The sequence below is a fragment of the Bradyrhizobium sp. CSS354 genome (assembly GCF_029051725.1).
Lineage (GTDB): Bacteria > Pseudomonadota > Alphaproteobacteria > Rhizobiales > Xanthobacteraceae > Bradyrhizobium.
The window spans coordinates 213,137-235,989 of record NZ_JAACFU010000003.1; the positions used below are offsets into that span (position 1 = coordinate 213,137).

A 22,853-nucleotide genomic window follows, 5' to 3' on the forward strand; every position below is an offset into this window, starting at 1 on the left:
GCGCCGGCGGCAGGCCGAAAGGCCCCTTTTGTTTGTCGCGCCAGTCCGGGCGCGGTTCGCCGAGAAACAGTCCCACAGCAGGTTCCCTCAGGCATCCCCGATGTGGCTCCGATATTGAGGCAGATGGTCCGTAATCTCGTGCCAGGGCGCCTTCGAGCCCACGAAAATGTGGGCGCTCGGTCGGATCGAGGGGGCATCGACCAGGGTTCCCATGGCGATATGGACCCATTTTCCGTCGCGCACCCGGGAATAAAGCAGCGAGCCACAGCGGGCGCAGTGGGCGTCATGGGTGGTGTCGTCACCGTAGATGGTGCGCTGGTCCTCGCCGCTGAGGATGCGGAGCTTGCTCTGCTCGATGCCGGCGAACGGCTTGAAGGCGGCGCCGGTGGTGCGGCGGCAGTTCGAGCAGTGGCAATTCATCGCATAGGAGAACGCGTCCGCCACCTCGTAGCGCACGGCGCGGCAGTAGCATTCGCCGATCAGGAAGGAAGCGTTCGTATTCTCTGATCCGGTCATCACAGTGTCCTTGCGCAAATGGCACGCCCTCCCATAGCGCATTTTGACGTGTACGACTAAGTTCACCCTAAGCCATCATTCAAAGGGATGACCCATGAGCCAGAACCGTTCGAGCGTCGAAGCCGTCGTGCAATCCTATTTCGACGGACTTTACGAGGGCGATGCCGAAAAACTCGGCGCCATCTTCCACCCCTCCGCCGATTTGCGCTGGGTCGAGAAGGGTGAACTGCAGGTGCTGACCGTGCCGGACTGGCTCGACCGCGTGCGCAAGCGTCCCTCCGGCAAGGCCGAAGGCAAGCCGCGCGAGGATTTCATCGTCACCATCGACCGTTCCGACGACAAGACCGCCTTCATCAAGGTCCGGTGCCAACTGCCGCCGCGTTTTTTCACCGACTATCTCGTGGCGATGAAGCTCGCCGATGGCTGGCAGATCGTGTCGAAGTCTTATCGGTACGACCTGCGGGAGTGAGGGGGGCCTAATCTTCCGCTGCCCGAAATCGGGCGCACTCGTCCCACATCCTCCGTCATTGCGAGCGCAGCGAAGCAATCCAGAGTCTTTCCGCGGAGGCAGATTGGATTGCTTCGCTGCGCTCGCAACGACGATGCGGATGGACTGCATGCCGCATCTCCCCCCGCCCCAGTCTCGCTCAAGGTCCCCCATGCTTCTCGACCGCCGTTCGCTGCTCGCCTCGCTGTGCTGGATTGCTGCCTCCCCTGCGCTCGCCGCGGACGCGCAGCCTGAGCTCGAAACCTATGAGCGCGAGAGCGGCGGCCGGATCGGGGTCTATGCCGAGAACCTCGCGACCGGCGCAAAGCTCGCGTGGCGCGCCGACGAACGGTTCGTCATGTGTTCGACATTCAAGGCTTCGCTCGCGGCTTGCGTACTGGCCCGGGTCGATCGAGGCGAAGATCAGCTTGCGGCCATGATTCCGTACGGCAACGCCGACCTGCTGGAGTACGCACCGGTCGCCAAGCAAAACATTGCCGCCGGCGCGATGTCGGTCACCGAGATGTGCAAGGCGATCGTCGAGCTCAGCGACAACACCTGCGCCAATTTGCTGTTGGCGCGGATCGGCGGTCCCGCCGCACTCACCGCCTTCTGGCGGTCGCTCGGCGACACCACCTCGCGGCTCGACCACAACGAGCCCGAGCTCAACCGCTCACCGCCCGGCGATCCCCGCGACACCACCACGCCGGCGGCGATGGCCGGCAATCTGCGCCGGCTGGTGACGGGCGAGGCGCTGTCGACCACCTCGCGCGCGCAGCTCACGGAGTGGCTGGTGGGTTGCAAGACCGGCGCGAACCGGCTGCGTGGCGGGCTGCCCGCAAGCTGGAAGATCGGCGACAAGACCGGCAACAACGGCAAGGACGCCTCCGGCGACATCGCGGTGGCCTGGCCCAAGCCCGACACGAAGCCGGATGCGCCGATCCTGATCGCCGCCTACACCCAGGGCGGCACGCCGACTGCGGCGCAGATCGAAACCGCGTTCGCACGCATCGGCCGCATGGTGGCCGATCGGCTGGCGTAAGCCGCACGCATTGACCTTGCGACCGCTTCCGGGTGAAGACAGATCATCATGGAAGCGAAATTTCAGACCTTTCTCATCCTGCTCGCCGTGCTGGCGGGCACCGCGCTTGTCGCGCGCCGCTTCAACATCGCGCCCGCCATTCTGCTGATGCTCTCCGGCGTCGGCCTCGCCTTCGTGCCGGGCATGCCGCCGGTCGAACTGCCGCCGGAACTGGTGCTGCTGATGGTGCTGCCGCCGCTGATCTACTCGGCCAGCGTCGCGATGAGCTGGCGCGAATTCAAAAAGAATCTTCGCCCCATTGTGATGCTCGCGGTCGGCGCGGTGATCTTCACCGCGGCGTTGGTCGCAACCGCCACGCATTATTTCATCGGCCTGCCCTGGACGATCGGCTTCCTGCTCGGCGCCATCGTCGCGCCGCCCGACGTGGTGGCGCCGCTCGCGATCGCGCGCCGGCTGCATTTGCCGCGCAGGCTGATGGTCATTCTCGAAGGCGAAGGGCTCGCGAATGATGCCACAGCGCTGATCCTCTATCGGTTCGCGCTCGCCGCAATCATGGTCGGGCATTTCTCGCTGCCTCTGGCGGGCGGCGAGTTCTTGCTCATCGTCGCCGGCGAGATCGCCTTCGGCATCGGTGTCGGCTGGCTCTCCCTGCGGTTCCGCAAATGGTCGGGGGACCCGCAGGTCGAGCTGACACTTTCGCTGATCACGCCCTACGTGTCCTATTGGCTGCCCGAGCATCTCGGCGGCTCCGGCGTGATCGCAACCGTCGCCTGCGGCCTCTATGTGAGCTGGAACGGCCCGCTGCTGATCTCGGCATCGACGCGCCTGCAAGGCATCTTCTTCTGGGACCTCGTGATCTACCTCATCGAGGGCCTGCTGTTCCTGCTCACGGGATTCCAGATGCGCGCGCTCTACGAGAAGTCGAAGGCGTTTCCGCTCGACGACATCATGATCGCGACCGCCGTGGTGCTGGCGGTCGTCGTGATCGCGCGCTTCGCCTGGCTTTATCCCGCGACCTATCTGCCACGAATGCTCAGCAAGTCGCTGCGCGCGCGCGATCCGTCACCACCATGGCAATGGCCGTTCGTGCTTGCGTTCACTGGCGTGCGCGGCGCGGTGTCGCTGGCAGCAGCGCTGGCGCTCCCGTTTACGCTGCCCGGCGGCGAGGCCTTTCCGTTTCGCGACCTGATCCTGTTCGTCGCCTTCGGCGTCATCTTCATCACGCTGATCGGCGTCGGCCTCACGCTGCCTCCGGTGGTGCGTTGGCTCGGCGTCGCGGAAGCCGGTCGCAGCGAGCATGCCGCCGAGCACGAGTCCGAGATCGCAGCACGGCGCCAGGCCCTCGATGCCGCCCTGAAGTCGCTCGACGCGCTGACCGAGGAGAAGGACGTATCGGACGAGGTGATGCGGCTCCTGCGCGCCCGCCACGAGATCCGGGTCAACCAGCTACCGGATTCGCTCGATCCCACCCACCACGACGTCTCCGCCGCCGGCACCGCGCTGACACGTGACCTGATCGCCGCCGAGCGCAAATTCATCCACGAACTGCTGCGCGACGGCCAGATCACCGACGAGACGCGCCGGCGGATCGAGCGGGATCTGGATCTGGAGGAGGCGAGTTTGGCGAACCGCGAGTATCGGGGCGGGCCGCTGTAGATTCCCGTCATTGCTGGCGGCGCAAACTACCGCCTCTCGCAAAATTCCTTCATCGCCACCGCCACGGCGCGCGCGATGATCTCCTGACGCTCCGGGGAGTTCATCGCCATCTCTTCGTCGCGGTTGATGATGGAGCCCGCTTCGAGCAGCACTGCGGCGCTGCGGGTTTGCGAGAGCACGACGAGCCCGTCATAGCGGTAGACGCCGACATCCTTATCGAGCAACTGGCGCCGGTAGCGACCCATCACCGGCAGGGCATATTGGCCGGCATAATGCAGGTCCTGATCCTTCAGCTGCCGGCCGATCATCCGGGCCAGCATCAGGCTCGTGGCGTAGTGCGGATTCCGCTGCGACACGAACAGAGAGTGACCCGAAAAGCGGTCGCTGAAATAGCTGTTCGCCCCGTCGAACTCCCAGGTCTCGATCAGCTTGTCCGGCACCGAATCGTGATGGATCGACAGGAAGAGATCGGCCCGGGCGTCATTCGCGGTATCGACGCGTTTGAGCAGGCTCGACCGCGCCTTGCCGTCCGTGACGAGCAGGCGGGCCGCGGCAAAGCCTTCGGCCTTGAGCCTCGCCGTGATCAGACTTGCGAGCCGGAAGTTGAAGCCGAACTCCGTGTCGTTGCGTGCGCTCAACGCGCCGTAGGAGTCCGGAGTGTGCCCGACATCCACGACGATCCGAAATTTCGGCATCTCACATTTGACCGGCGCGTGCGGCGGCTTGGGTTTCACGAGTTTCCGCGCGATAGCAGCATGACCCGTGCCTGCAGGCGCCAGCGACCATAGCAAGATCGACGCGACCAGCGTCGAGACGAGACTTGCGACGATGTTGCGCGGCTGCCCCAAGCGCTACTCCGCTGCCGCGATTCGCGGCCGGCCGACAAAGCCTGTAACGTCACCGAAACGCTCCAGCATTACCGCGGAAAGGTCCTTGGCCTTGCTGGTAACGCAGGCGCCCGAGCGCACGGCGTAGCGATCCTGATGCGCGGCCTGCGGCGGCGGCTCGCCCTGCTGAAGCCCTCGTGCCAGCTCCATCACGACTTTCCGGAAATGCATGATGCCGAGATCGGTCGGACCGAGATGCTCGCGGGTGCGGTCGGCAATCGGGCCCTGGCTGTCCTGCACGGCCGCATCCTGCTCGGAGACGCCCTTGATGCCGGTGTAGCTCCTGGTCTTCTGGAGCTTGCGGTCGATCAGATAGTCGTTGCCCTTGTGGCGCAGCGGCACGTAATCGTCGCCGACCTCCGCGATCACGCCGTTGCCGCGGTCAAAGGCGTCGCGCTCGGCTTGCGTCAGCGGCCGCTCTGGATTCCAGGCATAAGTGTAGATCCAGCATTTGGTATCGGTGACGGGCACGAATGTCTGGCCAAAGATGTTCTCACCCGGCATCGCGCTCGGGGCATAGGCGTGGAACGGCATCAGGAACTGTGCGATGCGCCAGTAGATGTTGTCGCCCCCGGTGAGCCGCCCACCGGCGATGGTGAGGCCCGCCGCGTGTGGCGCGATCTTGATCACAGGGCGCGGATCCTCCGCGATCCAGCGCATGTGATCGCTCGACATCCGCGCGATCGGATTCACGAAATGCTTCTTGATGTCCAGAATCTCGTCCTCCTCCTTGTCGAAGGAGAGATGGGCGAAGGTGAAATGCGCGGTATCGATCGAGCCTTCCAGCGCCTGCACCCAGTTGCAGTCCTGCCATTTCTTGCTGACATAGCGGTGCGAGGCCGGCAGCAGTGCCATTTCGAGATCGGGCAGCTCGGGCATCGCGTCAGCCGGGCCCATATAGGCCCAGATCATCTCGCCCCATTCGCGCGCCGGATAGGATTTGATCCGGATCAGGTCTTTGGCGTTGAGGTCGGGATAGGAGGTCGGCATGTCGACGCAGCGGCCGTCGGTGTCGAACTTCCAGCCGTGATAGACGCAGCGGATGCCGCATTCCTCATTGCGCCCGAGCCAGAGATTGGCGCCGCGATGCGGGCAGTATTGATCGATGAGTCCGACGACGCCGCGCGTATCGCGGAAGGCGAGCAGCTCCTCGCCGAGAACGATGATCTTCTTCGGCTCGCCGTCGGGCTCGGGAAGTTCTTCGGACAGAAGCACGGGAATCCAGAACCGGCGCAACAATTCGCCCATGCCCGTTCCGGGGCCGGACTCGGTCATGAATTTGTTGTCCTCGGCGCGGAGCATGGCGGATCCTCCCGACGGTCTTTGTTTTCGGCAAGATTGGCGCGGACGCGGGAGGACGTCAACGCGGAACGCGGTGCGCAGGCGGCTTAAACCGGCCGCTCCCCCTTCACGGTCACGCGCGTGCCGGAGCGCGTGTGCGGCCAGTAGTCCCACATCGCGCGGTGCTGGGTGCAGCGATTGTCCCAGAACGCGATGGCATTCTCGGTCCAGCGGAAGCGGCACTGGAACAGCGGGTTCTCCGCGTGCTGGTAGAGATAGGCGAGCATCGCGTCGCTCTCGTCGCGCGGGATGCCGTTGATGTGCCGGGTGAAGCCGCGGTTGACATAGAGCGCCTTCTTGCCGGTGATCGGATGCGTGCGCACCACGGGATGCTCGGCACTCGGATAGGACGGACGGTCGGCGACGCCGTAATTGGCGTAGAGCCCGCGATAGATCGGCTCGCCGTCATGCAGCGCGGTCAGGCCGTCGAGATAGGCCTTCATGCGATCCGACAGCGCCTCGTAGGCCGCGTACATGTTGGCGAACAGCGTGTCGCCGCCGCGCGGCGGGCACTGCTTGATGTAGAGGATCGAGCCCATCGGCGGCTCGAGATCGCAGGACACGTCGGAATGCCAACCCTCGCCGTTGGCACGCGGCGAGTTCGCATCCGCATAGATCTTCATCAGAGCCGGGTCTTCATCCTCGTGCGGCGCGGCAGGATGAAAATGCAGCTCGCCGAACTTGCGGCCGAAGGCGAGATGCTGTTGCGGCGTGATGTGCTGGTCGCGGAAGAAGATGACGAGGTTTTCGGCAAGCGCGCGATGGACCTCGTCCACCTGCCGGTTGGACCGCGCATCGTCGGAGACGAGTTTGCCGATGTCGACGCCGGAGATTTCCGCGCCGATGATCGGGGTGAGCTTTTCGACCGCGATGGTTTCATACGGCGCCCCGTCATCCGCCGTATGCCGATAGCGCGGGCCCTGCTTGCCGGCGAGTGAGCTCATGGCGTGTCTCCCGATCGCTCTTGATTGGGGACATCGTAGCCCGGATGGAGCGAAGCGCAATCCGGGTTGAGTTCGTCAGTTTGCGAGAACCCGGATTTCGCTGCGCTCCATCCGGGCTACACGCCGCAAAAGCGGAGTAAACCTACTCCGCCGCGGTCACCGGCACCTTGGCGCCCTGGCCGTAGCGCTGCTCGATGTAGTCGATCACGAGCGCCTTGAAGTCGGCGGAGATGGTCGGGCCGCGCAGGGTGCGGAACTTCTTGCCGTCGACGAACACCGGGGCAGCCGGCGCCTCGCCCGTACCCGGCAGCGAGATGCCGATATTGGCGTGCTTGGATTCGCCGGGGCCGTTGACGATGCAGCCCATCACCGCAACGTTGAGCTCTTCCACGCCGGGATATTTCGTCTTCCACGTCGGCATCTCGTCGCGGATGAAACCCTGGATCGAGCTGGCCAGCTCCTGGAATGTGGTCGAAGTCGTGCGGCCACAGCCGGGGCACGCCGCAACCAGCGGCACGAAGGTGCGGAAGCCCATCGTCTGCAAGAGCTCCTGACCGACCTGCACCTCGCGGGTGCGGTCGCCGCCGGGCTCCGGCGTCAGCGAGATCCGGATGGTGTCGCCGATGCCCTGTTGCAACAGGATGCCGAGCGCGGCCGAGGACGCCACGATGCCCTTGGTGCCCATGCCGGCCTCGGTCAGGCCGAGATGGATCGCGTAGTCGGAACGGCTGGCGAGATCCTGATAGACCGCGATCAGATCCTGCACGGCCGAGACTTTGGCCGAGAGGATGATGCGGTTCTTGGGCATGCCGAGTTCTTCGGCGCGCGCGGCCGAGAGCAGCGCGGACTGCACCATGGCCTCGCGCGTCACCGCGCGCACGTCGCGCGGATCGGCGGACGCGGCGTTCTCGTCCATCAGCTTGGTCAGCAGCTCCTGGTCGAGCGAACCCCAATTGGCGCCGATGCGCACCGGCTTGTTGTTCTTGTTGGCGATCTCGATGATGTCGCCGAACTGGGTGTCGCGCTTGTCCTTGAAGCCGACATTGCCGGGATTGATGCGATATTTGGCGAGCGCCTCGGCGCAGGCCGGATAGGCCGCGAGCAGTTTGTGGCCGATATAGTGAAAGTCGCCGATCAGCGGCGTGGTGATGCCGCGCTTGAGCAGGCCGTCGCGGATGTGCGGGACGGCGGCGGCGGCCTCCTCACGGTCCACGGTGATGCGGACCATTTCGGAGCCGGCGCGGGCGAGCGCCGCGACCTGGGCAATGGTGCCGTCGATATCGGCGGTGTCGGTGTTGGTCATCGACTGCACGACGATCGGCGCGCCGCCGCCGACCGCAACGTCGCCGACCTTGACCTGGGTGGTCCTGTGCCGGGGCGCGGGGCCCGCAACGTCGGAATCGATGGTGTTTTCGAGCTTGTTCATGGCGTCCAAATATCAGGTTTTGGTGACGTTCAGCAATGCATCGCGCGGCGCCGCAGCGGATTGACTGGGACGGTTAACCAGAAAAAGCCCAGCAATGACAAGGACGGCGGCAGCCCCGAATGTCAGGTTCAGCGTGTCGTGCATGATGAAATAGCTACCCACCACGCCAAACAAAGGGGTGATGAAGGTAAAAGCCGACAATTTGCTGGCCGAATAGCTCTTCACCAGTGCGAACCAAAGCGTGAACGTGGTTCCCACGACCCAGATCGCCTGGAAGGCCATCAGGCCCAGCGACAGCGGCGACGGGGTGTGGGGGATGGTCTCCCCGAACAGCCAGGCGGCCAGCCCGAGGATCGGGATCGACGTCGCGACCTGATAGCCCAGCGCCTTCTCGGGCGCGGCGAACCGCAGCCGGGTGCCCTTGGCAACCAGCGTGGTCGCCGCCCACAGCGCGGCGCCGCCGACGATCATGAGGTCGCCGAGCAGAACATGCGAATCGACATTGGGCTGCGGCACCCCGATCGCGAGTGCGACGCCGGCAAAGCTGATGGCGAGCCCCAGCCATTGCGTCCCGCCAAGTCGCTCGCCAAGCACCTGGTAGGAGCCGAGCGCGACGAAGAACGGCGCGGTGTAGAGGAACACGACCGCCCGCGACGCCGGTGTGAAGCGCAGGCCCTGGAAGATCAGCACGAACTCGATGCCGAACATCAGTCCGGCGATCACGCCCGGCTTCCAGGTGCCATCGCGTTCGAAGAATTTAACGCCGCGCAAGCTGCCGATGATGAACAGCACCGGCAGCGCGCCCATCGAGCGGAACGTGGCCTGAAGCATCGGCGGAATGTCCGGCAGCACCAGCTTCACCGCGATCTGGTTGAACCCCCAGGTCAGGCACAGCATGAGCATCAGGGCAATGGCGCCGGCACTAAGGGGACGACCGGCGGACGGTATGGCTTGAGGTGAGGACATTTCTTCCTGAAAAACCGGCTTTGCGCCGTTGTTGCTCTATGCAGCTTTCTGACAATGCGCACAAACGCCCGTGATTTCCACCACGGACAATTTGGGAGCGAAGCCTGAGCTGCGCGCGGCGGCGTTGAGGTCCTTGGCGAAGGAAGCCGACGGAATCTCACCGACCAAGCCACAGCGCTCGCAGATCAGGAACGTCACCGCCGAGGTCGCATCGTGGTCGTGAGCGGCGCAGGCGAGATACGCGTTGCGGCTTTCGATGCGGTGCACAAGGCCGTTGGCCATCAGAAAATCGAGAGCACGATACACCGTAATCGGCGCCGGCCGCGGCATCGATTTCGCCAGCTCGTCGATCACCTCATAGGCGCCGAGCGGGCGGTGGCTCGAGAGCAGCGCCCCCAATACATGGCGGCGTATCGGCGTGAATTTCTGCGCGCGCTCTCCGCAGACGGCCTCGGCATGCGCCAGCGCATCCGCGGTGCAGCGGCCGTGATCGTGGTCGGGCGCGGGAAATGCAGGTTTTGCGAGCGTCATGCGACCGGCGTTCTAGCATTTCGAAAGGGGAACCCAAAGCAGGACCGGCGATGCGGCGATCAGCCATGCTCTTGCTGCGGGACAGTATCCCGCAAACCCGCCATGAAATAATCATAAGCTTGCTTATTATATTCCAAGCTTATTGGAGACCAAGCTCATGAGCCCAGGCCCCGTGGACCAGAATTTCCTGTTTACGCTCGCCGAGCTCTATCGCCTGCTCCGGGTCTATGCCGACAAGGAAGCCTCGCGCTTCGGCATCACCCGCGCACAATGGGCGGTGCTCGCCAAGGTCGAGCGCAGCGAAGGCATGAAGCAGTCGGAACTCGCCGAGCTTCTCGAGGTGCAGCCGATCACGCTGACGCGCCTGATCGACAAACTCTGTGACAGCAACTGGATCGAGCGACGCAACGATCCTTCGGACCGCCGCGTCAAGCGGCTGTACCTGAAGAAGGCCGGGCGGCAGTTGCTCGGGCGGATGAGCGGGCTGAAGTCCGAGCTCACGGCCAACGCGCTCGACGGCATCACTCCGGCGGACGCCCATCGGCTCCTCACCCAACTCGAAACAATCAAAGAAAACGTGCGTACCGCGATCCAGACCAGCGGAGCGGAGCAAGCGCGTAAGGAGCAGCGCTATGGCTGATCAGGTTCTCAAATTCCAGCCCGAGCAGAAAATCGACGGCGGCAAGCCCACCAAGAAAGCCGGCACCAATCCGCGCCGCCGCCTGTTGGCGGGCCTGCGCCGCTATCGCCGCGTGCTGCTCCTGGTCGTGCTGCCGGTCGTCGTCGCGGTCGCCGGCCTCACTTTCTATCTCAATGGCGGCCGCTATGTCGGCACCGACGATGCTTATGTGGGCGCGCAGAAGGTGCTGGTGACGCCCGATATCTCTGGCAAAATCCAGAAGGTCGTCGTCAAGGAAGGCCAGATCGTCAAGCACGGCGACGAGCTGTTCGAGATCGACCCCGCTCCGTTTCGTCATGCGTTGGAAGAAGCCAAAGCGCAACTCGCCCAAGCCCGCATCACCTATGACAATCTCGTTGCCAACATCAAGATCTACGGCGACATGCTCAATCTCGCCCAGCAGGGCATGGACCTGAAACAGCGCGACGTCGAGCGCAAGCAGTCGCTGGTGAAGAACAATTACGGCTCGCAGCTCGATCTCGACAACGCCTCGAACGCACTGGTTACCGCCGGCGCGCAGGCGCAATACATCAAGCAGCAACTCTCCAATGCCAGGACGCAATTGCTCGGCAATCCCGAGTTGCCGCTGGAGCAATTCCCCGCCTACGCGCAGGCGAAAGCCAAGCTGGACGATGCCCAGCGCAACCTCGACCACACCGTGCTCCGCGCGCCGATGGATGGCGTGGCAACACAGGTGGAGCAGATCCAGCTCGGCCGCTACGTCGCCGCCGGCACGCCGGTGTTCTCCATCATCGACGTCGCCCATCCCTGGGTCGACGCCAATCCGAAGGAGAGCGACCTCACGTACGTCACCGAAGGACAGCCGGTCACGCTCGAGGTCGACGCGTTCCCGAACCATGTCTTCAAGGGCAAGATCGGCTCGCTCTCGCCCGGCACCGGCGCGCAATTCGCGATCCTGCCGCCGCAGAACGCCAGCGGCAATTTCGTCAAGGTGGTGCAGCGCGTGCCGATCCGCATCTATTTCGATGAGACCGACAAATACGTGCGCAAGCTGAAGGCCGGCATGAGCGTCTACGCCACCATCGACACCGGCCACAAGCGCTCGCTCGCCGGCCTGCTCGGCCTGTCGGCGACCGCGAGCCAAGACAAAGATTCGGACAAAGACTGAGACAAGGACTGATCCGATGTCCGGCCCCAATGCCCATTTGATGGTTCCCGGCCTGCGCCGGAACATGGTGACGATCTGCGCCATGACGGCAACCATCATGCAGGCGCTGGACACCACCATCGCCAACGTCGCCCTGCCCTATATGCAGGGTACGCTGTCGGCCTCGCAGGACCAGATCAACTGGGTGCTGACCTCCTACATCGTCGCCGCCGCGATCATGACGGCTCCGGTGGGCTGGGTCGCCAACCGCTTCGGCCGCAAGCGCATCTTCATCATCTGCTCGGCCGGCTTCACCATGGCGTCGGTGCTGTGCGGGCTTGCGCAGGACATCAACCAGATGGTGCTGTTCCGCCTGCTGCAAGGCGTGTTCGGCGCGGCCCTGGTGCCGTTGTCGCAATCGGTGATGCTCGACTACTACACGCTCCAGGAACGCGCCAAGGCGATGTCGATCTGGGGCATGGGCGTGATGATGGGGCCGATCATGGGTCCATCGCTCGGCGCCTGGCTGACCGAGACTTATTCCTGGCACTGGGTGTTCTTCGTCAATTTGCCGTTCGGCGCCATCACCGTGATCGGGCTGATCATCTTCATGGACGAGACCCGGAAGGATCTCAGCCTCAAGTTCGACTGGTTCGGCTTCGCTGCGCTGGCGGTCGCGATCGGCTCGCTTCAGCTCGCGCTCGACCGCGGCGAGCAATTGGGCTGGCTCGAATCGGGTGAGATCCTTGCGGAGTTCATCGTCTCGGCCGTCGCCTTCTACTTCTTCATCGCGCATTCCTTCACGACCTCGACGCCGTTCATCCGCTTCGCGCTCTTCAGGGATCGCAACTTCGTCACCGGCTGCATGTTCATGGTCGTGATGGGGCTCGTGCTGTTCTCGACCATGGCGCTGGCCTCGCCCTATATGCAGAACGTGATCGGCTATCCCATCATCACCGCAGGCCTGCTGCTGGCGAGCCGCGGCTTCGGCACCTTCTTCGCCATGATGCTGGTCGGCCGCATGATGCGTTACATCGAGGCGCGCACGCTGATCATCACAGGCCTGACGCTGACCGCGGCCTCGCTGTTCCAGATGACCGGCTGGACCGATTTGACCCAGGTGCCGGAGATCGTGACCGTCAGCGTCATCCAGGGCTTCGGCTTCGGCCTGGTCTTCGTGCCGCTATCGACGGTGGCGTTTCTGACCTTGTCGAATGAGCTGCGCACCGACGGCACCGCGATGCTGACCTTGATGCGCAACGTCGCGAGCTCGGTGGGCATTTCGGTCGTCATCGCCCAGCTGACACAGGGCACGCGGCGGACCTACGCGATCCTGTCCGAGCACATCAATCCGTTCAACCATGCACTCCAGATGCCCAGCGTCAGCGGCATGATCAATCTCTCCACCGACGCCGGCCGTGCCATGGCCGATCGCATGGTCAGCGTGCAGGCGCAGATCATCGCCTTCGCGCACGACTACGAGCTGGTGATGTTCTTCATCCTCTGCACCATCCCGCTCGCCCTGCTGATCGGCTCGACCAAGGCCACCCTGCGCAAGCAGGCGGCCGGGCCGGAACATGCGGTGATGGAGTAACGCCGTCGTCCCGGCCTTCGCCGGGACGACTCCGATGGTGTTGCGCGTCCCTACCCCAACAACTCCTCGCAGCCCAGATCCTCGACCGCCATCATTACGCGTTCCAGATTATTCCACCAGATCACCGGCGGGATGTTGATGCTCCATTGCCGGACCGGTTTGGTGATGTGCCAGAGCACCGACCAGCGATAGTCCCGATCGAGCGCGCCGCGCGTATAGCCGCTGACGCCGTGCGCGATCAGCGTGTCGTGGTAATGGTTGAGCAGAAAGCGTTCGAACGCCTGCCGGCGCTCCGGATACCAGTGCAGCGCCATCATGTAGGCGAGGTCGTGGGTCGGCACGTTGATATCCCACAGGTCGAAGTCGAAGATGCGGACGGTGTCGGACACGCCGGCACGCGGCAGCAGAAAATTCCAGATATGGGCATCGCCATGGGTGACGGTGAGGTGACGGTGCGAGTGGTAGCGCAATGACATCCTGTCGGACTGATCGATGAAGCGGCGGTAGAGCGTGCGGCGCTCTTCACTGAGACGATCGCCGAGCTGATCGGCGAACCTGTCGTAATGGGATGCGAACGTTTCCATATGCTCGGCCGTATCGTCGGTGCTCGCCCAGACCCCAGCGGTCTCGCCGAGACCAGCATGGTCCCACCACGCCGCGTGCCAGCGCGCGAGCGCGGCGACGATGGCCATCGCCTGACCGCGCGATGGCGGCAGCGGCCATTGGGTCGCGATCTCGTGGCTATCGGTGAGATCCTCCAGCAGGAGATGCCAGGCGAGGCTCTCCTCGTCGAAATTCCCGTCAAAGCAGCGCGGCACCAACTGCGCGGGCATTCTGGTTGCAAGCTGTGTGTAGTAGGCCACCTCGTGGCGACCGGCATTTGCCAGCGGCTTTGCGAACGCAGCATGCGGCGTCTTGAGAATCAGTGACTGCGGCGACCCGGCGGATTCCCCGACATAGCGCAGGCCGAGTCGGGTGATATGCGACACGACCGTGTCGCGCTCATGCAGTACCTTGACCTCGCGCACGGCACCGGCGTCCAATGCGCCGGCCTTGCGCAGCGCCGCGGTGAGATTTGCCGCGTCCGCCACCTCCGGCAATCGTATATCTGTCATGAGCGCCCGACCCCCGTCGCGTTGCTCCATTCTGCACAACCGCGCTGCCGGGCGCCAGCGGCCTCAGCAGCCGACTCAAGCCGCAGCGGTCGAGTCGCGCACGGTCCTGACGACAACCGACCGGAGCTGTTCGAGATTGGCCGCCATGCCGACGATCGCCTGCCTGACCTCGGCGGCGCGCTCGTTCACGGAGGCGGCGTCGCGGCTGACATCACCGATCTTGGCCGAGACCTCCTTGGCCGCGGAAGCCGATTCGGAGATCGACCGCGTGATCTCGCGGGTCGCGGCGTCCTGCTCTTCCATCGCCGCGGCAACCGAGGTGGCGACGCCGTCGATCTCGACGATGTGGCCGCCCATGGTTTCTACGGCATCGACTGCGGCCTGGGTCGAGGCCTGGATCTCGGCAATCAGCCGCGCGATCTCCTCGGTGGATTTGGCGGTCTGGTCGGACAGGGATTTCACTTCGGCGGCGACCACCGCGAAGCCACGGCCGGCCTCCCCGGCGCGCGCCGCCTCGATCGTGGCGTTGAGTGCCAGCAGATTGGTCTGGCCGGCGATGCCGCCGATGAGGTCGGAGACCTCTGCGATCTTCTTCACCGATCCGGCCAGCGCCTGGATGGTCGAGCGCGCCTGTTCCCGACCGGCGACCGCGGACTTCGTAACCGTGCTGGTCCGCGCGACCTGGGTTGCGATCTCTCGGATCGAAGCACTGAGTTCTTCAGCTGCGGCCGAGACGGTCTGCGAGCTGCCGAGGGCCTGGGTGGACGCGGCTGCGACCGCCTGCGACTGTGTCGAGAGCGACTTTGCGATCTCGGACAGACTGGAGGCGGCACGCTCCACGCCTTGCGTCGCCGCGCTCGCGGTGTCGACCGAGCGGCCGGTCTCGCGCTCGACGGTTTCAGCCATCTGGTGCAGGGCCCCGCGCTTGGCGAGCGCCGCCTCCTGCTCCTTCTGCAACTGCTCCTCGCGCAGGCGGGAATTCTCGACCGCCGCTTGCTTGAACACCAGGAGCGCGCCCGCCATCGAGCCGACCTCGTCCTGCCGGTGCGCGAAAGGAATGTCGGCGGCGAGATCGCCGGTCGCGAGCTTTTGCATCGCGCTCGTCATGCGCACGATCGGGCGCACCACGCCGAGGGCGACGCCGAGCAGGCCCACCGCAGTGAAGGCGAGGACGGCGGCGGAAACGCCGAGGAGGATATAAAGCATGGAGCTGTCGCGGTCCGCGGCCAGCTTCTCCATGTCGGCATTCTGCTTGTTGGCGCTCTCGACAATGCTGTCGATGACGGCGCGATGCGCGGTGTAGGCGTCCTTGAGCTGCGCGTAGGCGCGCTCGGAGGCGACCGGGTCCTTGGCCTTGAGGGCGGGGAGGAGCTGGTCGGACAACAGCTTCCAGAACTTCTGCACCTCGCCGTCGGATTTCGACACCAGGGCCGTCTTCAGGTCGGCCGAGAGGCTGGAGGTGACCCAGAATGCCTTGCGCTCGTCGTAATCCTTGCGGAGTTGGACCAGGCGTTCGCCATGGGCCGCCAGCTGGTCGGGCTCGCGCATGGCGAGAGTGGCCTCGAGATAGGCCTCGATCACATATTCCGGCGGCGGCAGGATGTCGGCGATGAGATCGTTGCCCAGCTTGATGTCGGAATAGAGCGGACCGCCGACCTTGAGCTCTTTCAAGGCGTAGAGGCTGGTGGAGACCACGGCGGTGAAGCCGAGGGCCAGAACGACGCCGAAAGCAATGATTGCGGAAGAAAGCGAAAGGCGAATTTTCATGGAACAATCCAATGGGGCGGCGCCGAATCCAACGGACCCTAAAGGATTACGGTAAACACGGGATTGCATCGCGCGGAAATTGCATCGCGCGAACTCCGAAAAACTACGGGAAACGGCGTCAGGTGAACGGTTTCGGGCAGCGAAATCAGGCCCGTCCTCCGCTGTCGTCCCGGATCGGCGCTCCGCCTGTCCGGGACGAGGCTGGGCTCACACGTCGAAAAACACCGTCTCGTTGTCGCCCTGAAGCCGCAGGTCGAGCCGGTACACCGGCTTGCCGGCCTCGCGCACGGCCGTCAGCGTGGCGCGACGGTCGGCGGGCACCACCGCCAGCACGGGATCGGCGGCATTACCGGCCTCGTCGCTGAAATAGATGCGGGTATAGAGATGCCGCAGCATGCCGCGGCCAAACACCGCAAGCAGGATATGCGGCGCCTGCGGCTTGCCATCGGGATCGGGCACAGCGCCCGGCTTGATGGTTTCGAAGGAATAATTGCCATCCTTGTCGGTGCCGCAGCGGGCAAAGCCACGGAAGCTCGCATTCGGCAGCGCGCGTTTGTCCTGCGGATCGGCGAAGCGCCCCTGCGCATCGGCCTGCCATATCTCCAGCATGACATCGGGCACAACGACGCCGTCACCGTCGAACACGCGGCCCTCGATCCGGACGCGATCGCCGGTGACGTCGGGCGTCAGGGTCGAGTTGGTGAACGCATCGTTCCAGGCATACTCGCCGGTCGGCGTCAGGCCGTATTTGAAGAACGGGCCGACAGTCTGTGACGGCGTGATCCCATTGTCCTGCACTTAATGGTTCTCCATAGGGGTGGCGTTCTTGCCGCGCAGTACGACGTCAAAGCGGTAGCACAGCGCCCATTCGGGCTGCGTGTTCTCGAGATCGAACGACGACACCATCCGCGCCCGCGCCTTCTCGTCCGGCACCGAATTGAAGATCGGATCGAACGGGAATAGCGGATCGGCCGGGAAGTACATCTGCGTCACGAGACGCGTGACGAAGGAATGGCCGAACACCGAGAGATGGATGTGTGCGGGACGCCAGGCGTTGTGATGGTTGCCCCACGGATAGGCGCCAGGCTTGATCGTGACGAAGCGATAGTACCCGGAGGCGTCGCTCACGGTGCGGCCGGCGCCCGTAAAGTTCGGATCGAGCGGAGCCGGATGCTGGTCGCGGACGTGAACGTAACGGCCGCAGGAATTGGCCTGCCAGATTTCGACCAGCGAGTTCGGCACGCCGCGGCCGTCCTCATCGCGCACATGGCCGTGCACGATGATGCGTTCGCCGAGCGGCTCGCCAGTGTGCTGGGTGGTGAGGTCGTTGTCTCCCTTGCGCACGGTCTCGTGGCCGTAAACCGGGCCGGTCAGCTCCGACAGCGTATGGCGCATCGGGATCAAGGGCTTGTTCGGTGCGCGCTTGATCGAGCTCTTGTACTCGGGCGACAGCGGCAACGGATGCGCCGTGTTGCTGTCGACGGGATAGATGAATGTCATTGGCGAACTCCTCCCCGGTCCTTTTTCGACCGGTCAACGCTTCCGCCAATCATTATAGGATATAACTAATTGGGGGAAGCGGGTTTGAGCCCTATTTGATCGGCGGATGCGGCAGAACGGCCTCGCCGGCTTCGAGCCGGTAGACATGGTCGAGCGAATACCAGGGCGTCGCGACGTCGCGCTCGGTCGGATGTGGCGTGTCATGGCGCAGGAACTTGCCGACCAAGGCCTTCGTCACGCCGAACTGCACATCGCTGTCGATATGCGGATCGGCGGGGTCGTAGACCTGCGAGATCAACACCTTGAATCCGGGCTTAAAGACCAGGGCGTGCAGGTGCGCGGGACGATAGGGATGCCGGCTCTGCGCCTCCAGGAGCCGGCCGACCACGCCGTCGGTCGGAATGGGATAGCCGACCATCATCACGGAGCGGAAAGAGAAGGCTCCGTCCTGGTCGGTCGTAAACTTGCCGCGCAGGTTCATGTCGGCCTGCTCGGGGTCCTGGTTTTCATAGAGACCAACCGGCGAGGCGTGCCAGACGTCGACCTCGGCGCCGGCGACGGGACGGCCGTCCTTGTCCACGACGCGGCCGTTGACGAACAGCGGCGCGCCCGGGGTCTCGGAGCGGACGATCGATCCGCCATTTTCCACCCGCGGCGAGTTCAGCCGCCAGAACGGTCCGAGCAGCGACTGGTCGGTTTCCGTGTTGCCCTCATCGCCATTGTTCAGCAGGCACACCAGCGGCGAGACGCCGAGCGAGCCTGCCATCAGCACGACCTCGTTATGCGTGTCGGTCGAGAGCTTGCCGAGTTCGGCGATAACAGCCGTGGCGTCGCGGAACTCCTTCTCGGTCAGGCGAACGTCGCGAACAAAACCGTGCAGATGCTTGACCAGGGAGACCATGATCTGGCGCAGCCGGGGATCTGATGTCTGCTCCATCACCGCCAATGCCGCGGCCGTGACGTCCTGCTCGCGCGCGATGATCATGGGCTGCTCCCTCACCTTGCGTCATGGCCGGGCTTGTCCCGGCCATCCACGACCTTCTTCTCGCGGCACCAAGAACGTGGATGCCCGGGACAAGCCCGGGCATGACGAGTCTGGCGCGTCCGGTCAATTCAGCTTCTCGATCGCGACGGCAACGCCCTGGCCGACGCCGACGCACATGGTGGCGAGCGCCAGCTTGCCGCCGCGCTTCTCCATGCCGTGCACAGCGGTGAGCGCAAGGCGCGCGCCGCTCATGCCGAGGGGATGACCGAGTGCGATCGCGCCGCCATGCGGATTGACGAAATCGGCATCGTCGGCAACGCCGAGCTGGCGCATGCAGGCGATACCCTGCGAGGCGAAGGCTTCGTTGAGCTCGATCAGGTCGAAATCGCTGATTTTCTTGCCGAGACGTTCCATCAGCTTGCGAGTGGCAGGCACCGGGCCGATGCCCATGATGCGCGGCGGCACGCCGGCCGAGGCGAGGCCGAGGATGCGCGCGCGCGGCGTCAGGCCGTGCTTCTTCACGGCGGCCTCGGACGCCAGGATCATCGCGGCGCCGCCGTCATTGACGCCGGAGGCGTTGCCGGCGGTCACCGTGCCGGGATTGCGCACGATCGGCCTGAGCTTCGTCAGCGCTTCCAGCGTGGTCTCGGGACGCGGATGCTCGTCCTTGTCGACGGTCACAGGCCCGGCCTTGCCGCCGGGAATGGTGATCGGGATGATCTCCTCGGCGAAATAGCCGGCCGCGATCGCGGCGCCCGCGCGCTGCTGCGAGCGGATTGCGAAGGCGTCCTGATCGGCGCGCGAGACCTGGAATTCCTCGGCGACGTTCTCGCCGGTCTCGGGCATCGCGTCGACGCCATACTGCGCCTTCAGCAGCGGATTGATGAATCGCCAGCCGATCGTGGTGTCGAATATCTCAGCCGAGCGCGAGAACGCTTCCTGCGCCTTGCCCATCACGAAGGGCGCGCGCGTCATGGATTCGACGCCGCCAGCAATCGCAAGCTCGATCTCGCCGGAGCGGATGGCGCGACCGGCGGCACCGACCGCATCGAGGCCGGAGGCACAGAGCCGGTTAAGGGTCTGGCCGGGAACTGAATCCGGCAGGCCCGCCAGCAGGAGCGCCATGCGTGCTACGTTGCGGTTGTCCTCGCCGGCCTGGTTGGCACAGCCGAAGAAGACCTCGTCAACCTCTGCCCAATCGAGATTGGGATGCTTGGCCATCAGCGCCTTGATCGGGGCCGCCGCAAGGTCGTCGGCACGCACCTTGGCGAGCGAGCCGCCGAAACGGCCGATCGGGGTCCGCACGGCATCGCAGATAAAGACGTCACGCATCGTTGTTCTCCCTGAATGCCGCGATCCGGCCAAATTCTTCAATGTCGACGGAGTTTTTAGGAGGGCGCCCGCGGCAGGTCAATTGACCGATACGCGCGTGTTCCTGGGGTGCGCACGCGAGTTGCGCATGCCGGGGTGCGGACAACGTGGAAAACCTTGCCTCGCCGGCCAAAGCGATAGGAGCGCGGGGCGAAATTTTGTAGGTTGCGCCGCCCATGACAATGCAACAACCGATCCCTGTACCGCCCCCCGACGATACGCCCGCGCCGCAGGCGGAGACTGCCGCGCGCGTCACGCCGATGATGGAACAGTACCTTGAAATCAAGGCGGCGCATCAGGGCCTCCTGCTGTTCTACCGGATGGGCGACTTTTACGAGCTGTTCTTCGAGGACGCCGAGATCGCCTCCAGGACACTCGGCATCGTCCTGACCAAGCGCGGCAAGCATCAGGGCGCCGATATCCCGATGTGCGGCGTGCCGGTCGAGCGCTCCGAGGATTATTTGCACCGGCTGATTACCGCCGGCCACCGGGTCGCGGTGTGCGAGCAGACCGAGGATCCCGCCGCCGCCAGGGCGCGCGGCAACAAGAGCGTCGTGCGCCGCGGCGTGGTGCGGCTGGTCACGCCGGGCACGCTGACCGAGGACACGCTGCTCGACGCGCGCGCCAACAATTACCTGCTGGCGCTCGCGCGTGCGCGCTCATCGGCGGGCGGTGACCGCTTTGGCCTCGCCTGGATCGACATTTCGACCGCCGAATTCACGGTGACGGAATGTTCGGGCGGCGAACTCGCCGCGACGCTGGCGCGCATCAATCCGAACGAGGTGATCGTCACCGACGCGCTCTATAACGATAGCGAGCTCGGACAGACCCTGCGCGAGCTGCCGGCGGTGACGCCGCTGACCCGCGACGTCTTCGACGGCGCCACCGCCGAGAAGCGGCTGTGCGACTATTTTGCAGTCGCGACCATGGACGGACTCTCTCAGCTCACGCGGCTGGAAGCCACTGCCGCCGCCGCCGCCGTCACCTATGTGGACCGCACCCAGGTCGGCAAGCATCCGCCGCTGTCGCCGCCCGCGCGCGAGGCCTCGGGTGCGACCATGGCGATCGATCCGGCGACGCGCGCCAATCTCGAGCTGACGCGGACGCTGGCCGGCGAGCGCCGCGGCTCGCTGCTCGATGCGATCGACTGCACGGTGACCTCGGCCGGCTCGCGCCTGCTGGCGCAGCGGCTTGCCGCGCCGCTGACCGATGCGGCGGCGATTGCGCGGCGGCTCGATGCCGTCGGCAGCTTCGTTGCCGACTCGGCCGCGCGTGAGGACATCCGCAGCATCCTGCGCGGCGCCCCGGACATGTCGCGGGCGCTGGCCCGTATATCCGTCGGCCGCGGCGGGCCGCGTGACCTCGCCGGCCTGCGCGACGGCATCGTCGCCGCCGACCAGGTGCTGACGCGGCTTGGCGAACTCGACCAGCCGCCGCAGGAGATCGTCGTGGTGATGGCGGCGCTGCAAAGGCCATCGCGCGAGCTCGCGGCGGAATTCGCCCGGGCGCTCGACGATCAACTGCCACTGATCAAGCGCGACGGCGGGTTCGTTCGCCAGGGCTATGAGCCTGCGCTGGACGAAACGCGAAACCTGCGCGACGCCTCGCGCCTGGTGGTGGCCTCGATGCAGGCGCGCTACGCCGACAACACGGGTGTGAAGGGTCTCAAAATCCGGCACAACAACGTGCTCGGTTATTTCGTCGAGGTCACCGCGCAGCACGGCGACAAGCTGATGTCGGCGCCGCTGAACGCAACCTTCATCCACCGCCAGACGCTGGCCGGCCAGGTCCGCTTCACCACCTCGGAACTCGGGGAGATCGAAGCAAAGATCGCCAATGCCGGCGACCGCGCACTCGGGCTCGAGCTCGAAATTTTCGAGCGGCTCTGCGCCAAGGCTTTGGTAATCAGCGAGGATCTGCGCGCCGCCGCCCACGCCTTTGCGCTGCTCGACGTCGCGACGTCGCTGGCCAAGCTGGCGATCGACGAGAACTATGTGCGACCCGAGGTGGACTCGTCTCTCGGCTTTGCCATCGAGGCCGGCCGCCATCCCGTCGTCGAGCAGGCCTTGAAGCGCAATGGCGAGCCGTTCATCGCCAACGCCTGCGACCTCTCGCCAGGCCCTGCGCAAAAATCCGGCCAGCTCTGGTTGCTGACGGGTCCGAACATGGCCGGTAAATCGACCTTCCTGCGCCAGAACGCGCTGATTGCGCTGCTTGCCCAGATCGGCAGCTTCGTGCCGGCGACACGCGCGCGGATCGGCATCATCGATCGCCTGTTCTCGCGTGTCGGCGCCGCCGACGATCTCGCCCGCGGCCGTTCCACCTTCATGGTCGAGATGGTCGAGACGGCTGCGATCCTGAACCAGGCCGGCGAGCGCGCGCTCGTGATCCTTGATGAAATCGGCCGCGGCACCGCGACCTTCGACGGCCTCTCGATCGCCTGGGCCGCAATCGAGCACCTGCACGAGAGCAACCGCTGCCGCACGCTGTTCGCGACGCATTATCACGAGCTGACGGCGCTCTCCGCAAAACTGCCACGGATGTTCAACGCGACGGTGCGGGTGAAGGAATGGCAGGGCAACGTCGTATTCCTGCACGAGGTGTTGCCGGGTTCGGCCGATCGCTCCTACGGCATCCAGGTCGCCAAGCTCGCGGGCCTGCCGCCCGCCGTGATCACGCGCGCCAAATCGGTACTGGCGAAGCTGGAAGCCCAGGACCGCGGTCAGACGGCGCGCGCGCTCGCCGACGATCTGCCGCTGTTCGCAGTGCCCTCGCGCGCCGCCGCGGAGGCCGCGCCGCCGAGCGAGGCCGAACTGCTGATGGCCGCGGTGAAGGCGCTGCATCCGGACGAGATGTCGCCACGCGAAGCGCTCGATGCGCTGTATGCCTTGAAGGCCAAGCTGCCGAAGGAATGAGGTGCCGTAGGACCTCCTACGGT

At 65.0% G+C, this 22,853-nt stretch carries 20 protein-coding genes; 7 read left to right on the top strand and 13 right to left on the bottom strand.

The annotated features are described in order from the left end of the window. Positions 1-87: 87 nt before the first annotated feature. Complete coding sequence (locus GWG67_RS08035; RefSeq protein ID WP_275168588.1) at positions 88-516, bottom strand: GFA family protein; 429 nt, start codon at positions 514-516, stop codon at positions 88-90. 94 nt (positions 517-610) lie between these two features. Here GWG67_RS08035 and GWG67_RS08040 point away from each other — a divergent pair, with 94 nt between their 5' ends. From GWG67_RS08040 to GWG67_RS08050, 3 genes are all read left to right on the top strand, one after another. Then, positions 611-985 (top strand): nuclear transport factor 2 family protein, encoded by a 375-nt coding sequence (locus GWG67_RS08040; RefSeq protein WP_007598116.1) that lies wholly within the window; start codon positions 611-613, stop codon positions 983-985. A 190-nt stretch (positions 986-1,175) separates the two neighbouring features. Beyond that, complete coding sequence (gene bla, locus GWG67_RS08045) at positions 1,176-2,045, top strand: class A beta-lactamase (protein WP_275168590.1); 870 nt, start codon at positions 1,176-1,178, stop codon at positions 2,043-2,045. Between the two features lie 48 nt (positions 2,046-2,093). Next, a complete protein-coding gene (locus tag GWG67_RS08050; protein WP_275168592.1) occupies positions 2,094-3,701 on the top strand; it encodes a Na+/H+ antiporter in 1,608 nt (535 codons plus the stop codon). Between the two features lie 26 nt (positions 3,702-3,727). Here the strand turns inward: GWG67_RS08050 and GWG67_RS08055 are convergent, their stop codons facing one another. The 6 genes from GWG67_RS08055 to GWG67_RS08080 all read right to left on the bottom strand — a co-directional run bounded on the left by GWG67_RS08055 (position 3,728) and on the right by GWG67_RS08080 (position 9,796). Continuing rightward, positions 3,728-4,549, bottom strand: a complete 822-nt coding sequence (locus GWG67_RS08055; protein ID WP_275168594.1) for an N-acetylmuramoyl-L-alanine amidase — start codon at positions 4,547-4,549, stop codon at positions 3,728-3,730. Positions 4,550-4,552: 3 nt separating this feature from the next. After that, positions 4,553-5,890, bottom strand: a complete 1,338-nt coding sequence (locus GWG67_RS08060; RefSeq protein ID WP_275168596.1) for a Rieske 2Fe-2S domain-containing protein — start codon at positions 5,888-5,890, stop codon at positions 4,553-4,555. Between the two features lie 86 nt (positions 5,891-5,976). Then, positions 5,977-6,873 carry a TauD/TfdA family dioxygenase gene (locus GWG67_RS08065; RefSeq protein WP_275168598.1) on the bottom strand — a complete coding sequence of 299 codons (897 nt, stop codon included), beginning with the start codon at positions 6,871-6,873 and terminating at the stop codon, positions 5,977-5,979. A 142-nt stretch (positions 6,874-7,015) separates the two neighbouring features. Beyond that, positions 7,016-8,299, bottom strand: a complete 1,284-nt coding sequence (gene ispG / locus GWG67_RS08070; RefSeq protein ID WP_275168600.1) for a flavodoxin-dependent (E)-4-hydroxy-3-methylbut-2-enyl-diphosphate synthase — start codon at positions 8,297-8,299, stop codon at positions 7,016-7,018. A gap of 12 nt (positions 8,300-8,311) precedes the next feature. Then, positions 8,312-9,265, bottom strand: coding sequence for a DMT family transporter (locus tag GWG67_RS08075; RefSeq protein WP_275168602.1), 954 nt, complete (start codon positions 9,263-9,265; stop codon positions 8,312-8,314). A gap of 36 nt (positions 9,266-9,301) precedes the next feature. Then, positions 9,302-9,796, bottom strand: coding sequence for a Fur family transcriptional regulator (locus GWG67_RS08080; protein ID WP_007598132.1), 495 nt, complete (start codon positions 9,794-9,796; stop codon positions 9,302-9,304). A 157-nt stretch (positions 9,797-9,953) separates the two neighbouring features. Here GWG67_RS08080 and GWG67_RS08085 point away from each other — a divergent pair, with 157 nt between their 5' ends. The 3 genes from GWG67_RS08085 to GWG67_RS08095 are packed head-to-tail and all read left to right on the top strand — an operon-like array spanning position 9,954 to position 13,177. Further along, complete coding sequence (locus GWG67_RS08085) at positions 9,954-10,436, top strand: MarR family winged helix-turn-helix transcriptional regulator (RefSeq protein WP_275168604.1); 483 nt, start codon at positions 9,954-9,956, stop codon at positions 10,434-10,436. After that, on the top strand, positions 10,429-11,604 hold the full coding sequence (locus tag GWG67_RS08090) for an HlyD family secretion protein (protein ID WP_275168606.1): 1,176 nt from the start codon (positions 10,429-10,431) through the stop codon (positions 11,602-11,604). The genes GWG67_RS08085 and GWG67_RS08090 overlap by 8 nt, the downstream gene beginning before the upstream one ends. Positions 11,605-11,620: 16 nt before the next feature. Continuing rightward, the gene (locus GWG67_RS08095; RefSeq protein WP_275168608.1) at positions 11,621-13,177 is read left to right on the top strand and encodes an MDR family MFS transporter; all 1,557 of its coding nucleotides are present in this window, start codon (positions 11,621-11,623) and stop codon (positions 13,175-13,177) included. Positions 13,178-13,227: 50 nt separating this feature from the next. On the opposite strand, the gene GWG67_RS08100 is transcribed toward GWG67_RS08095, so the two are convergent. From GWG67_RS08100 to pcaF, 6 genes are all read right to left on the bottom strand, one after another. After that, positions 13,228-14,292, bottom strand: a complete 1,065-nt coding sequence (locus GWG67_RS08100; protein WP_275168610.1) for a phosphotransferase — start codon at positions 14,290-14,292, stop codon at positions 13,228-13,230. Between the two features lie 75 nt (positions 14,293-14,367). Then, positions 14,368-16,059, bottom strand: coding sequence for a methyl-accepting chemotaxis protein (locus GWG67_RS08105; RefSeq protein ID WP_275168612.1), 1,692 nt, complete (start codon positions 16,057-16,059; stop codon positions 14,368-14,370). 207 nt (positions 16,060-16,266) lie between these two features. After that, positions 16,267-16,857 carry a protocatechuate 3,4-dioxygenase subunit alpha gene (gene pcaG / locus GWG67_RS08110; RefSeq protein ID WP_027566037.1) on the bottom strand — a complete coding sequence of 197 codons (591 nt, stop codon included), beginning with the start codon at positions 16,855-16,857 and terminating at the stop codon, positions 16,267-16,269. Then, positions 16,858-17,559 carry a protocatechuate 3,4-dioxygenase subunit beta gene (gene pcaH, locus GWG67_RS08115; RefSeq protein WP_275168614.1) on the bottom strand — a complete coding sequence of 234 codons (702 nt, stop codon included), beginning with the start codon at positions 17,557-17,559 and terminating at the stop codon, positions 16,858-16,860. Positions 17,560-17,650: 91 nt separating this feature from the next. Beyond that, positions 17,651-18,544 (bottom strand): dioxygenase, encoded by an 894-nt coding sequence (locus tag GWG67_RS08120; RefSeq protein WP_275168615.1) that lies wholly within the window; start codon positions 18,542-18,544, stop codon positions 17,651-17,653. A 123-nt stretch (positions 18,545-18,667) separates the two neighbouring features. Then, entirely contained in the window at positions 18,668-19,876 is a 1,209-nt protein-coding gene (gene pcaF, locus GWG67_RS08125) for a 3-oxoadipyl-CoA thiolase (protein WP_275168617.1), read from the bottom strand. Positions 19,877-20,091: 215 nt separating this feature from the next. Here pcaF and mutS point away from each other — a divergent pair, with 215 nt between their 5' ends. Further along, positions 20,092-22,830 carry a DNA mismatch repair protein MutS gene (gene mutS / locus GWG67_RS08130; RefSeq protein ID WP_275168618.1) on the top strand — a complete coding sequence of 913 codons (2,739 nt, stop codon included), beginning with the start codon at positions 20,092-20,094 and terminating at the stop codon, positions 22,828-22,830. Positions 22,831-22,853 lie beyond the last annotated feature (23 nt).

What these genes read in the sequence shown, in the direction of transcription:
- ispG (WP_275168600.1), bottom strand. Translation starts at nt 8,299, where the DNA reads ATGAACAAGCTCGAAAACACCATCGATTCCGACGTTGCGGGCCCCGCG.
- pcaH (WP_275168614.1), bottom strand. Translation starts at nt 17,559, where the DNA reads ATGACATTCATCTATCCCGTCGACAGCAACACGGCGCATCCGTTGCCG.
- GWG67_RS08090 (WP_275168606.1), top strand. Translation starts at nt 10,429, where the DNA reads ATGGCTGATCAGGTTCTCAAATTCCAGCCCGAGCAGAAAATCGACGGC.
- GWG67_RS08100 (WP_275168610.1), bottom strand. Translation starts at nt 14,292, where the DNA reads ATGACAGATATACGATTGCCGGAGGTGGCGGACGCGGCAAATCTCACC.
- GWG67_RS08065 (WP_275168598.1), bottom strand. Translation starts at nt 6,873, where the DNA reads ATGAGCTCACTCGCCGGCAAGCAGGGCCCGCGCTATCGGCATACGGCG.
- GWG67_RS08095 (WP_275168608.1), top strand. Translation starts at nt 11,621, where the DNA reads ATGTCCGGCCCCAATGCCCATTTGATGGTTCCCGGCCTGCGCCGGAAC.
- GWG67_RS08105 (WP_275168612.1), bottom strand. Translation starts at nt 16,059, where the DNA reads ATGAAAATTCGCCTTTCGCTTTCTTCCGCAATCATTGCTTTCGGCGTC.
- GWG67_RS08085 (WP_275168604.1), top strand. Translation starts at nt 9,954, where the DNA reads ATGAGCCCAGGCCCCGTGGACCAGAATTTCCTGTTTACGCTCGCCGAG.
- GWG67_RS08075 (WP_275168602.1), bottom strand. Translation starts at nt 9,265, where the DNA reads ATGTCCTCACCTCAAGCCATACCGTCCGCCGGTCGTCCCCTTAGTGCC.
- GWG67_RS08060 (WP_275168596.1), bottom strand. Translation starts at nt 5,890, where the DNA reads ATGCTCCGCGCCGAGGACAACAAATTCATGACCGAGTCCGGCCCCGGA.
- GWG67_RS08080 (WP_007598132.1), bottom strand. Translation starts at nt 9,796, where the DNA reads ATGACGCTCGCAAAACCTGCATTTCCCGCGCCCGACCACGATCACGGC.
- GWG67_RS08035 (WP_275168588.1), bottom strand. Translation starts at nt 516, where the DNA reads ATGACCGGATCAGAGAATACGAACGCTTCCTTCCTGATCGGCGAATGC.
- pcaF (WP_275168617.1), bottom strand. Translation starts at nt 19,876, where the DNA reads ATGCGTGACGTCTTTATCTGCGATGCCGTGCGGACCCCGATCGGCCGT.
- GWG67_RS08120 (WP_275168615.1), bottom strand. Translation starts at nt 18,544, where the DNA reads ATGATCATCGCGCGCGAGCAGGACGTCACGGCCGCGGCATTGGCGGTG.
- GWG67_RS08050 (WP_275168592.1), top strand. Translation starts at nt 2,094, where the DNA reads ATGGAAGCGAAATTTCAGACCTTTCTCATCCTGCTCGCCGTGCTGGCG.
- mutS (WP_275168618.1), top strand. Translation starts at nt 20,092, where the DNA reads ATGACAATGCAACAACCGATCCCTGTACCGCCCCCCGACGATACGCCC.
- bla (WP_275168590.1), top strand. Translation starts at nt 1,176, where the DNA reads ATGCTTCTCGACCGCCGTTCGCTGCTCGCCTCGCTGTGCTGGATTGCT.
- GWG67_RS08040 (WP_007598116.1), top strand. Translation starts at nt 611, where the DNA reads ATGAGCCAGAACCGTTCGAGCGTCGAAGCCGTCGTGCAATCCTATTTC.